Source organism: Acetobacter aceti (assembly GCF_002005445.1).
GTDB classification, from domain to species: Bacteria; Pseudomonadota; Alphaproteobacteria; order Acetobacterales; family Acetobacteraceae; genus Acetobacter; species Acetobacter aceti_B.
In genome coordinates this window covers 624686-636761 of the sequence record NZ_CP014692.1, presented here as the reverse complement: position 1 = coordinate 636761, position 12076 = coordinate 624686, and the positions used below count along the sequence as shown (strand labels likewise).

The following is a 12076-nucleotide window of genomic DNA, read 5'->3' as shown; positions in this document are numbered from 1 at the left end:
GAGTTCCAAGTTAAATGTTGTGGGTATTTTGTGGATAAAGCGAAAAAATATAACCACAATAATGGCTTAACTGAGTGTCATTCGCCATGATTAAGGAGTTCCAAGAAAGAAATCCCAACTTGGAACCAGATTTTGTGGTGGAGCGCCTCAAGGAAGCCGTCGAACGTGGCGGTGGCTACTCCAGAATTGTGGCCTCTTCAGGCATATCATCGAGCGCGCTGAGTAATTATCTAAATGGTCGCGAGATGAAAATCGGGACAGCCAACCGTCTCGCATCTGCCTGCGGCGTCTCTCTGCAATGGCTACTCTTCGGCGGCAATGTGGTCGAAAAACAGCCAGTTCCTGCTCAAAGCTCCGGTGATCAGATCTCGATTCCTCTTTTTGAAGGAGAAGTCAGCGCCGGACCAGGCGCGCTGGCTCCGAATGTCGAGAACTTCGCCACAATAGAAATCGGGCGCATGAGCCTGCCTTCACAGGTATTATCACGCTTGTCTAATCTAGTGGCTGTTACAGTGCGCGGTGACAGCATGTATCCAACACTGTCAGACGGCGATATCGTCTTTGTGGATACCGGGGACCATGCAGTCATAACTGGATCAGTCTATGTAATGCGCCGCGATACTGATCTGCTCATCAAGCGCTTATCTTGGAATATGTCCGGTGATCTGGTCGTTTCCAGCGACAATTCTCAATACCGCGATGAACAGATCAGCGCCGACCGCGCCCGCCAGCTCTTCGAGCAGGGCGCAAGCCCCATCGTCGTCGTAGGCCGCGTCGTCTGGCGCATGGGAACCATAGGAGCCCGCTAATGCCGTCTAATTCAACCACATTTATCGCAGGATCATCGCTTCCTCCTCGCCATCCGACCCCATTCAAAATAGAGGACAGGCATGCGTTTTCGCCCTCGCAATCCTGCTTTGATAAGGCTGTTTCAAACGAAAGAATGAAATTTGGATGCGTTCCTGAATATAGAGAACGAATAGATGAGGTTTTGTGGTTAACTATTTCTGATGGGAGCCCAAAATATAAAAGATTATTTGTTAGAGACCATTTGCGTAATTCGGGATTTCTCTGGCCTTGGATGCTCAGTAAATCTGATGAATTCTCTGCAGTAGGAAAATGCCCCAAGGCGTGGGTGAATAGAAATTTAGTTCCAGGGGATATCTCACAAGAAGATATGTTCGAGTGGTGGATCGCAACTGGATCGCAAATGACATATGTTGTGCGAGAAATAGAGCAAGCTATCAATCTTCTCAAACTATTACCTTATAAAACGTATTCTGCTCGCGCTCTTGACTATGATAAATGCGAATTTTCAGACGCGTCTGTTAAGAACATGCAGGCATCTATTCCAAAATCTATTCAAGAAAACAAATTTGAAGATTTTTTCCCAAGTTTCCCATGCGACGGTGCGATGATAGAGATAGACAGCCCTAAGCGGCGATTAAGAGCGACCTGATATTCGCTCCACGCCCTGCGCGAGAAGTGCAATACCTACTGTCCAAAAACATCCAAATCTATTTTGGTGCAAAACCACGAGAAATTTCCCGTCTTCCTGTGGGTAACTTTTCTGTCTTGATTTTATCCCGGTCGTCCGCGCGTTTCCATCCCATGACATCCCCGGTCGTCCCACATAATCCCGGACTCTCCGTGGTGCAGAACTAAGTGTCCCCTTACAATCACGCTCTCCGCCAGAAGCCGCTTCAGCTTCGCGTTCTCTTCTTCCAGAGCCTTGAGCCGCCGCGCCTCCGATACTTCCATGCCGCCGTATTTCGACCGCCATGTGTAGAACGTCGCATCGCTGATCCCGTGCCTGCGGCACAGATCGACCGCCGACGCACCCGCCTGATGCTCCTTCAGGAGCCCGATGATCTGGTCCTGCGTAAAACGTGATCTCTTCATTGCCTGTCTCCGGTTGGACAGACCTTACTCAAAAAACGAGGGCATTCCACGGGGCCGGGTCACTTGTGTCCCCTGACAACTGCTACGCTCACACATTCATGTTCGCAATCCACACCGTAGCAAGATTCATCTTCTATCTCAAAGAATGAGTCCTGAGCCTAGCTTTCAAAAATTTTCTTTACCAAAAATTTATTTAAATCTAGGTTTATAACGCTAACAACTCCTAAGTGGGGCGTTCCCCATAACATTACTTCGTTTTTCTTGTTGTCATATAAATAATATTGACCATCCCCTTCTTCAAGTAATGGAATTGCATTGGGAGGATAGGTAGGATCATGCGATAGTTCTTTATATGCGTTTAATACATTAAGATAATAATCATCCGGCACCCCCAAGCCATAGGTTTCATATGCACCATGGACAATTATACCAAAATGAGAAAGAAACTCCCGATACTCGGCAGAAAGAGGAAAGCCTAGAGCGGTTTGTAGCGCATTAATGCTTTCCGTATCAGTGGGTCGAGTAATTGCCTTATGTTCTTGTACTATCTGTTCTAGAGTCTTCATTTCTTTACTCACTTAAGGGGTATTTTTGATCTGGTTTGCCCGCGCTTTCCAATGATGAGCGCGCTCTAAACCGAAATCTTCACGGATTATCTGTGATTTATCTATCTTGTTGTGTAGTATATTATCGTTGCCATTCGCTCGATGTTCATTCCCTGTCAGTTCAGCCAGTGGCGAGTCTGGTTTTTGCCCAATATGGTGCAGTTCGATTGGTTTTTGGTTTGCATCCAATGGCGGTCGGCCATCTTCCATACGCTGTAGATTGGTCTGGCCCAGTAAGTCTTTCTGGTCGTAGTCAATATCGGTACGGATTAAGACGTTCTTACCGTTAATATCTTTACATTTAAGATTGGCATCTTCATAAATTTTTGCTTCGGGTTCACTACCAATCGCATCAATCACATCGTCCGTATATTCCTTTTCCTTCAGGCGTTCGCGAGTTGTCTCGCTCAGTTCAGGAAGTAATTCCCTACGGTTTTCCTGTGTCAGAGAGATCGGGCGGTCCAGTTGCTTAACATCCCGGCATAGATCTGGCATCTGTTTTGCCAGTTTGGCCAAAGGAGAAAGATCACGGGATCGTTCAATAGGTAACATCTCAAAATTGGATAAACCGGACTTCACTGAATACCTACCTTTTCATATTGAGCACGCCACGCTGAGTAGATACCAACATTGTGCTCATGCCGAACGCTATAGTCCTTCATCATGCAGTGCTCCGCAGCAAGGGCGAGGTCTACTGACGCACCCGGAATATATTCCAAGACCAAATCTCTGAGTAGACGACACAACTGAGTATAGTCATTAGCCTGTTCTACAATCCTACGCACTGTTGAGCGACAACCAAGCGCATCAACCAACAGACCTGCCAGACAGTCAAACGAATTGGTTTTGTGCAGGTCTAGATTATGGGTACTTTTATATTCCTCAACGGTTTTCAGTAGGCTGATTTTAATATGGCTAGGGAAAGGGAGCATAGACAACCCGTATTGTAACAGATCAGTGTCCACTTTGGTTGAAACACCTAGGTATGTAATCAACAACATTTTGGCTAGTTGTAAGTTGAAATCATAACGGCTAATATTGTTTTTTGTATCAGGATGATAATGGTAAGGGGTTTCCTTGCCACGGAACTTGCTTATCTGGCACAGTACCGGTTCCAGCCAGTCATTCTGATAGACGATCGCAACACCCTTGGGTAGGCGGGTGATTTCTTCCAACTGGTCATCGCTCAGGGCTATCGATTTCCCCAGCAGGCGGCGGTCTGATTCGTCAGGCAGACGCATGATGATTTTGGTATTGGTATTGCGAATAGCAGCGATATCGACCGCGTGCGGCGATTGATCGACAATGATGAAGCCTTCGCCGTAAGTACGCATTTCGGCAATGGCGTTCGTCAGCATTTCCACTGACTTGCCAACAAGGCCACTTTCTTCATTACCGATTTCGGGACTACGTTTCAGGATATTATGCGCTTCCTCCAGCACGGTGACATGCTGCAGTGGCAGATTCATGCCTCCACTAACCATACGGTGTTCGCTTAGCCGCATAATGAGTATGCCCATAATCAGGGCCTTGGTTTCGACCGATCCGATACGGCTGAGGTCAACAATGACATTACTGTCAAACAATACTGTATTGTCAGTCTCGCCCGTGCCAAAAAGTTGGCCGTTCAGCCCGTTGGTCAATGACTTGATCCGCGTGCACAGGGCTCCGGTATAGTTACCTTTGCTTTCGGGAGAATAGGCTGATTCCGCGATGACCTCCTCCAATGTGCCAAGCAGATCAACAAATGTCGGGAACAGATCCTCACTGTAACGGTTACAAGATGTTTCCAGATCCCATCCGCATTTCTGATAGGCTTGCAGGATGGCGTCCTTGAGCACGGCAGGCATGGCGGCATACATTGGCCAGCACACATTGAATATCTCGATCAGGCGGTCAACGTGCTCGAGTACATGAATACCAGCAGGAAAGCCAAATGGGTTGATCCGCAGCATGGCACTATGGGCGGGGTTGGTCCCCAGAACGCTTACATCGGGGCGTTGGCCAAAGACATTCTTGTATTCGCCTTTAGCTGGTTCGATGACCAGAAAGGGTACGCCCGCTGCACTGATTTGCTCAAGAATCTCATACAGCGTATTGCTCTTGCCTGCCCCAGTGGAGCCACTAATAAACATATGGCTCGACAGTTGGTCCATATCCAGTTTGATAGTCTGTGGCAGGTTCTCCCAGAGATGGCGGATATGGCCCAGTTCCAACGTTCTGTGAGCAGAGCCAACCGGTGACTGCCCGTCAAGACGCTGCACCTTGCGGCCAAAGACCTGTGTTTCAACTACCGATACCGTTGAAGTGGAACGCCGAGGCAGGCTAAGTTGAATTGCCATCTCCTTACCTGACACCAAGGTAGCTGGCGTCACGAAGGAAATCGGAACACGCTTATCAAAGCCAGACTGGAGTTCTGGATGATTCAAGCGTGTCAGCCAATCAATCACAGTGGATTTTTTGCTTGATGTCCATGTTGTCAGAGCAAAGTCTTCATGACTGGATTTGCTGCCACGAATCAGGCCAAGAAAAATGCTGGCCAATGCTTCTGATGACGCACTGCTATCACCGATAAAATAAGCGGCAGTATTCCAACCACCATACGTTTTGGCTTCGTCAATCCGCTGCAAGTGATGGTCAATTCTGCCAAGCAACTGTTCAATGGTCTTGTCCACTGTTTCAATTGACATCTGGCGGCTACTACCGTCTGTCTGGTTGAACGACTGGCCTTGGGTGCTGTTCGCGGTCTGCGTGGCTGTATGTGTTCGGACAGTAGACTCGCTGCGTGATGTGCCATGGCTTTCACTGTTACTCTCAGTGGTGGACTGGTTGGTACTGCGGCTTTCGTTGGTGCCATGACTGGTCGAGCTATTAACACCGTAGTTTCCGCTTATACCCAGATTGGTTCCAGTCGTACGGCTTGCATTGAAGGCGCTTGAAACCATGGAGCCGATCTGACTACCAATTACGCCCCCAATCGGCCCATATACATTTCCTGCTATACCGATGCCAGCGCCAATAATGGATGCAAATCGGGAACCAACAGTAGGGGCAGTGTGCGAAGTAGAACGACCGGCCTGAATACCGAAAGAAGTGGTGGTGCCATGGCTCTCACCTGTAGAGGTGCCAACCGTATGACTGCTTCCCGTCGTGTTACCGATGGAGGTGCCAACCGTATGACTAGTACCTCGAGTTTCGGTCAAACCAAGACTGTGTCCAAGCGAGTTACTCAGTCCCTGGCTAATGTTCAGCCCAATGCTGGCACTGTCCTGCTCTCCATAAGTCAGGGAAAGTTTGGCCAATGGCGATAATTGGGTAGCGACCTGTTCGTAGCCGATGCGGATCACGTCCAGGCTTTGCGAGGAGACAGGGTCCGCCAGGATCAGCGCTTGATACACATGGTTTTCGGCTGCGTCGATGAAGCGTTCCAGACCCTGCATGAAATGGTCGCGATTTTCGGTAGAGAGTGCCGGCACGCCTGTAACAGCGGTAATACTGGCGGATGCATTCTCCTTTTCCGCTTCCATCTGGTCAAACAGGGCATTTGCTTCGGGCAATTTCAGCGGATGCAGGGCGCTTCCAGGAAAATGTCCCCGGAAGGTCTCGCGCAGCAGGTCTCCTGAATTCTGGCCCAGCATCTTACCCGGTTCACCACGGGTGCCAATAAACAGTTCGGTCTCGCAGCCATTCGAACGCAGGAACAAAAAGACGGCATACCCCGCAGCCCCAAGCGCCGTATAAGCGGCAGTCGTGCTTTCCAGAACTGACTGCTTGTTGTCCTGTACGATCCGTTCAATACGGTACACACGCATGTCAGTTGCGCGCGAGAAAGGAGTGCGCTGATCAGGACTGGAAACCGGATAGTATGCAAGCTCGCTTAAATAGCTGCGTGTGATCAATGCGCGGCCAGCATCAAGGTTCAGTAGGGCTTTTTCCTGCGTCTCACGCACTATTTGTGAAGAGAGGCTGGAGGTATTGGTTGGCATCTGCTTAGTTGTCCTGCTCAATCGGAAGGAAGGGGTTGCCTGATGTGACGCGCTTGGTTATGCCGACTAACTGTTCAGATTAATTACAATGAACATGACCACTACGATGACTACGGCAACTGCACCGCCGATCATCAAGAAGACTCTGCATGGAATAGACCACCATTCGGTAGAGTCCTTCTGCTTGGCAGTTGCCTGCCCTGTTGTTCCAGGTTTCTGGTGGTCTGCTGTCTGACCGGTCTTGGAACTTGGATGTGCCGCGGCACGAATGCTGCTGTTACTGCGCGGAGCAACGGGGGAGAGCGGGGCAAAGCCTTTTACTCCCTGCTGTCTCAACAGGGAGCGGACCGAGATCAGATGGCGGAATCGTTCCTCAGAGAAATTGGTCTTCAGATAAACGGTCTGGTTATCGTAATACTGGCTGGTCCACAGCTTCTGATCAGTTTCCATGCCGCGCGCGAAGCTTTTCTCGGCAAATGGTTCAAATAGGCCCGGCACTTGGCGCTGAGCCCACGCCATGGTCGCTTCCAGGTCTGCGCTGGTCAGGGTGTTGTTATTCAGTTCCATGCGCAGCGCAGTACGGATGGTCGGTAGGTCGCCTTCCTGTACAAACTGCTGCAGGTTGTTTGAAGGGGTATAGTTTACCGCTACTCTGCTTGTGCTTTCCCGACTTTGAGATGGGGTCGGAGGAATAAATCCTCTCGCACCCTTGTTTTTTAAAAGCTCTCTTACCCTGATCAGGTATTCGATCCGTTCACGTGAAAAGTCGCTGTTTTCAAGTTTTCCAAGATTGTCATAGTAATTTTCCGAACTTCTACTCACAGGAGTATTGGATTTCAGAAAATCTCTATCCGCTTCTGGCGCCAGAACACTTAGTATTATCGGCTCATTCCGCACAATCTCGTCCAGACGCTTCCGCAGTTGCGCAGTAGTTGTCCGGGGATCCTTAAGCAGGGCTAGATAGGCTTTCCTAGCCGTGGCAATCATTTCATCAGTCATTTCATGCCTTCCTTCAGACAGCCAGCGTGCTATCAAGCTCGAGTTTAAAATTTTCGATCCACGCATATTGTTTTTTTGCTTCGGCGATCGCTTTTTCACGCGCCTGCTTATCCGTTGTTTTTTCCTTCAAAGACGCCATAATTTCCTGAAACTTGCGATCGAATTCATGGTTCAAAAATTCCACGTAATCTGTAACCAGCTTATCTTTGCCATCTTCAATCTGCTCACGAGCCTTCACAACAAGATCTCTAAACTGGGTTTCGATAAGCGTGACGCGTTCCCTCCACATAGTCCCTAAGTCGACATAGTCTTCCGAACCATATTCCGTGACAGTTTTGGTCCTGCCCCACGAGAACGGATTCCACCATCTACTGTCATCAACTTCTTTGGTGCCGGTCGCAATCTGCTTTGTCTTGATTTCATCTTGGCGCATGGAAAGATTGAAAGAAATGTTGGATATTGCTTGTTTTAATCCATCCAGTATAGGCAGATCCAGTTGTTCCGTTCCTTCAAACAGGCCAGCAATATAGCGCTGGTATTCCTTGTAAAGGTCATTACGGATCAGTTCCTGCGACGAATGGAACAATGCTTCGTAAGCATTGACCGACTTCCTGTGCTGGAAACCGAGGGAGCTTTCCGCTTTAGAAAGTAGCCTTCTGGCATAATCGAGAGAAACTTCCTTATCGTGAAATTCTGTGGCTAGTTCGCGCAAGACAGGCTCGACGGAAGCTTCCAGTTCTCCTAACTGCTCCTCTGTCTCGCGGGGCAGCAGCTTGCCTTCGTATTCGAGCCTATTCTTGTAGGCTGCGGTATCAAAGCCCTTTTCCTGACGCTGCTTCAGTTCGCTGATTTCGGCATTCAGTTGGTCCAATGTGCGTTGGTCCTGATCAAGCTGCTCGACCAGCGTCGCCTCGTTCAGGCCCACCGTAATAGCCTGCGTCATCGCGTCATGAACCCGCTTGAGCCGATGAGGCAGATTGTATTTGTCGATGTATTCATCAATCATCGTCTCGACTGCCGGTAGGCCGCTGCTCAGCATAAGGTCGGAATAGCCCTTGCCATCTAGCGCACGATGCACCATCGAAGTCACAGGCATGTATTGCAGCATGTTCATGCTTGAATCTTCGGTAAACAGGTCCGCCATTGCCTTGTAATCAGATCGTTCCTTTCGGGTCTGCCGATCACCGGGCTTGCGAATCAGCCGGGTAAGATTTGCGGAAACCGGATAGACCTGCGGGTTAGGAATACCATTGCTGGCAAGGTAATGCCTGATCCGCTCTAGTATCGCGGAAATGTCCTCCCCGCTTTCCGGGTCAACCATGTCCATTTTATTGACTACAAAGATAAAGCGGTCCTTACTTTGCTTGCCGCCCTTGCGCATGGTTTCGGCTACTAGTCCGAGAAGGTTCTTGTCGTCGGTTGTACCTAATTGCGTGGCATTGAGCACATACAGAATCAGCGGATTACGTCGAGAATCCTGAATAAACTTCATGGTAACGCGCTGATGTTCTTCATCTTGGCTGTTGTTGGGGCCCGGGGTATCAGTTAGGACCAGCCGTACCTCTTCGCGCTCTCGGACCGCTACGATGTCGCCTTCGATATCTATCTGCCTGATTCCAGACGCTGCGTTCCATTCGCGCAGACGTTCTAAGGTAAGATTGCTGTCCTCGGCAATCTGTTCACCCTTCATATTCTGGCAGGTACCAGTAAAGTGTCCGTGCATCTGGTCATTGTCAGTAATGCGGGTGATGGTGGCGGTAGTAGCTTCATTACCCGCAGGTAGAAGGTCACGGCCAAGCATGGCGTTGATCAACGTCGATTTGCCAGATGACATGGTAGCAACAACATAGACATCAAAATCACGGTTGAAAGCGTCATTAAGGGAATGGCTGATGCTCTCGTCATTAGTGATAAACTGAGAAAATGATGGATTCTGGCGTGCTTCGTCGACTAGTTCGCGAATCTGTTCAAGGCGTCGTTCGGCGGGAATGGCCTTGATCCACTCCAGATCAACCTGCATGCCTTCAGCAATGGCCACTTGGGCGGCTTCCTGAATATCGAGAAAATCCGACTCGATCCCTTTGAATACAATGCGGAAATGGTTGTCTCCATTGAACAGGATGCTCAACTCATCAAAAAACTTTTCCACCCATATCTGCAGGCGTGATTCTCGGTAACTCGAGAGCTTGCACCCTTCTGCTGGAGGCAGACCATTGAAGAGAAAGGTCGTTTCTACAATGAAAGGATTATGAGTGATCTGAATGGTATTCATGGCGTCCTTTACCATCTGTCGTTGATTACGGATCAGAAGTTCAGCAGTGCAGAGGCCTCCGGCCACCACTATCTGCTGAAGGTCGTAAGTCGGCGAGGATGTGGCATCATGCCGGTTTTTCAGCTTCAACCGTGTCAGTCCGTCAAACATGCGCATAACGCGTTCCCTGATCAGTCCAGGTGCTATCGTGGCTTGCACAACGGCGCGCTTTTCCACATCGGATTTTTCTAATGCCTGACGTAATTCAAGCCGTTCCCTTCGTGTCAGGGGAACATGGTCAAGCGCCTTGCGGGCGCAGAGTGCCACATGCGCCATCGCTGGAATAATAACGGGCTGCTCGAACCCAACTTCTTCCAGATAAATTTTAGCAATCTGTACGTATTTTTCGATGCTTTCACCCATATCTGGGTCAAGGACATCAACCTTGTTCAGGACAAAATAGATAGATAGATCTGTTTTGTGACGCATTTCATGACGCAACTGTTTAAGAAGGGTTCGGTCGTCACATGTTCCAATCTGGGTAACATTCAGAATGTAAAACATGGTACTGAACTCAATGGTTCTGACCGCTTCAAACATCAATTGAGCATGGTCATGATCCTGACTATTATTGGGCCCAGGGGTATCGTATAATGCAACCTTGTAGGGAAGACCAAAAATCGGCTTGGAACTGCCATACAAAAATATACACCGCACAACAGAGTCTGCATTCCATGCCTGGACAGTTTTGGTAGATACTGGCGTGAAATGCGCCAGTTCTTGCCCATCGCTCGCATAACAGATACCGCTGAACTGCTGGTCTCCATGGTCTTGGCACAGAATGCCAGTTATGCAGGCTGTTGTTGCCTCATTGGCAGAATGCAGAATCTCAGTGCCAAGCAATGCATTGATGAAAGATGACTTTCCCGCACTCATGGTTGCAGCAACCATAACGTGCATGCCGGTATCTTTCTGGTTAACAACAGATTTCTGAACGGCGCTTAGCAAGATGATTTCCCGAGCATTGATGGTATTTTTTCATAATATCATAATATCATAATCCGTCTTATTGCAAGAGGAGGCGTATTGGAATTCAAATTTTATAATGAAAAATTATTTCCAATAGCATTCATATATTGCTCTATTTTCTTCGCATGTGAATAAATATTTAATTATAAATTTAATAACCGTGTTGGAAATTATTAAAATCATGTTGTGTTCTTCTAATCCCGTGGTTCAGGTTGCGGACAGGTGCCTCTCCGGGGGAACCAACTTAAACAGGCACGGATTGTATGATATCGTGCATGGGTGTCAATTTCTGACATGGTGGTAAGATGTCATTCTCTAAAGCTCAGGATCTGCTCCGTCTCGCCCAAATGGCAGCGGCGCGACGCATGGGAGTCAGTCTTGAAGATATCCGGGCTGAATTCAGGGTTTCACATCGCACGGCGCAGCGGATGACCGAGGCGCTGGAAACAGTTTTCCCTACTGTCGCTCATACCGATATCGAGGATCGCAAGCGGCGCTGGCGATTGGAGGCACCGCTGCCCGATGCGTTGCAGTCACGTCAGGAAACTGCCATAGAAGCGCTGGAAATCGCGATCCGCGGAGCATGTGAGGAGGCGCGACTACGGCATGCCCGCGCACTGGAAGACCTGCGTGACAGGTTGCTGACACGACTTACACCTCGTGATGCCAGACGATCGGAAGCTGATGCCGAAGCCGTGCTGACTAGCTTGGGAAAGGTGATGCGCCCCGGCCCGACAGTTTCACTCCGTCCCGAGATAACAGATGCCATTATCGAGGCCCTGCGCGGGCCATTCCGGGTAAGGATCATATACGGGGCGGCAAAGGCATTGCCCCGTATTGTCGAGCCGCATGGACTCCTACTGGGCTATCGCAGCTATTTAGTGGCGCGACAGCCCGCACGCGGCGCGGCCATTCTGAATTTCCGTATGGATCGTATCCACAAGATGGACGTGCTGGATGAAAGCTTTGTCTTTACTGATGGTTTTACATTGAAAGATTACGCAGCTCAGGCTTTCGGCGTTTACCAAAATCCACAACAGTACGGCGAAGTCATCTGGCGTTTTGCGCCGGAAGCAGCCACACATGCGGGAGCGTTCTGTTTTCATCCCACACAGGTTCTCGAACCTCAGGAAGACGGGAGCCTGATCGTGCGTTTCAATGCCGCAGGCTGGCTAGAAATGGCATGGCATCTTTACCAATGGGGCGACAAGGTGGAAGTTCTTGCTCCAGCAGGATTATGCGCTCTGGTCGAGGGGTACCAGCGGCCAGATTTCGACGCATTGCCATGATTAAATTTTCATGAA

Annotated in this window: 8 protein-coding genes and 1 pseudogene; 3 read left to right on the top strand and 6 right to left on the bottom strand. The window is 49.3% G+C overall.

The window, feature by feature from the left end; translation table 11 throughout:
* The first annotated feature begins 86 nt into the window (after positions 1–86).
* Positions 87–809: a S24 family peptidase gene (locus tag A0U92_RS02850; RefSeq protein WP_077811918.1), complete on the top strand. Its 723-nt coding sequence runs from the start codon at positions 87–89 to the stop codon at positions 807–809.
* The gene (locus A0U92_RS17120; protein WP_149026358.1) at positions 809–1459 is read left to right on the top strand and encodes a hypothetical protein; all 651 of its coding nucleotides are present in this window, start codon (positions 809–811) and stop codon (positions 1457–1459) included. Before A0U92_RS02850 ends, A0U92_RS17120 begins: the two co-directional genes overlap by 1 nt.
* 218 nt (positions 1460–1677) lie before the next feature.
* On the opposite strand, the pseudogene A0U92_RS02840 reads toward A0U92_RS17120, so the two are convergent.
* From A0U92_RS02840 to A0U92_RS02815, 6 genes and pseudogenes are all read right to left on the bottom strand, one after another.
* Positions 1678–1902, bottom strand: a pseudogene (locus A0U92_RS02840) (transposase); the annotation flags it as partial.
* Positions 1903–2060: 158 nt separating this feature from the next.
* Entirely contained in the window at positions 2061–2468 is a 408-nt protein-coding gene (locus A0U92_RS02835) for an SMI1/KNR4 family protein (protein ID WP_077814210.1), read from the bottom strand.
* Between the two features lie 12 nt (positions 2469–2480).
* On the bottom strand, positions 2481–3086 hold the full coding sequence (locus A0U92_RS02830) for an HNH/ENDO VII family nuclease (protein WP_222927844.1): 606 nt from the start codon (positions 3084–3086) through the stop codon (positions 2481–2483).
* On the bottom strand, positions 3083–6493 hold the full coding sequence (locus A0U92_RS02825; RefSeq protein WP_077811916.1) for a helicase HerA domain-containing protein: 3411 nt from the start codon (positions 6491–6493) through the stop codon (positions 3083–3085). The genes A0U92_RS02830 and A0U92_RS02825 overlap by 4 nt, the downstream gene beginning before the upstream one ends.
* A 66-nt stretch (positions 6494–6559) precedes the next feature.
* The gene (locus tag A0U92_RS02820) at positions 6560–7492 is read right to left on the bottom strand and encodes a hypothetical protein (protein ID WP_149026357.1); all 933 of its coding nucleotides are present in this window, start codon (positions 7490–7492) and stop codon (positions 6560–6562) included.
* A gap of 13 nt (positions 7493–7505) precedes the next feature.
* Complete coding sequence (locus A0U92_RS02815; protein WP_222927843.1) at positions 7506–10751, bottom strand: dynamin family protein; 3246 nt, start codon at positions 10749–10751, stop codon at positions 7506–7508.
* Positions 10752–11077: 326 nt separating this feature from the next.
* Here A0U92_RS02815 and A0U92_RS02805 point away from each other — a divergent pair, with 326 nt between their 5' ends.
* Positions 11078–12061, top strand: coding sequence for a helix-turn-helix transcriptional regulator (locus A0U92_RS02805; RefSeq protein WP_077811915.1), 984 nt, complete (start codon positions 11078–11080; stop codon positions 12059–12061).
* The last annotated feature ends 15 nt before the right edge of the window (positions 12062–12076 follow it).

Excerpts from the sequence above, each read along its gene's own strand:
- A0U92_RS02820 (WP_149026357.1), bottom strand. The coding sequence starts at position 7,492 with ATGACTGATGAAATGATTGCCACGGCTAGGAAAGCCTATCTAGCCCTG.
- A0U92_RS17120 (WP_149026358.1), top strand. The coding sequence starts at position 809 with ATGCCGTCTAATTCAACCACATTTATCGCAGGATCATCGCTTCCTCCT.
- A0U92_RS02835 (WP_077814210.1), bottom strand. The coding sequence starts at position 2,468 with ATGAAGACTCTAGAACAGATAGTACAAGAACATAAGGCAATTACTCGA.
- A0U92_RS02825 (WP_077811916.1), bottom strand. The coding sequence starts at position 6,493 with ATGCCAACCAATACCTCCAGCCTCTCTTCACAAATAGTGCGTGAGACG.
- A0U92_RS02850 (WP_077811918.1), top strand. The coding sequence starts at position 87 with ATGATTAAGGAGTTCCAAGAAAGAAATCCCAACTTGGAACCAGATTTT.
- A0U92_RS02805 (WP_077811915.1), top strand. The coding sequence starts at position 11,078 with ATGTCATTCTCTAAAGCTCAGGATCTGCTCCGTCTCGCCCAAATGGCA.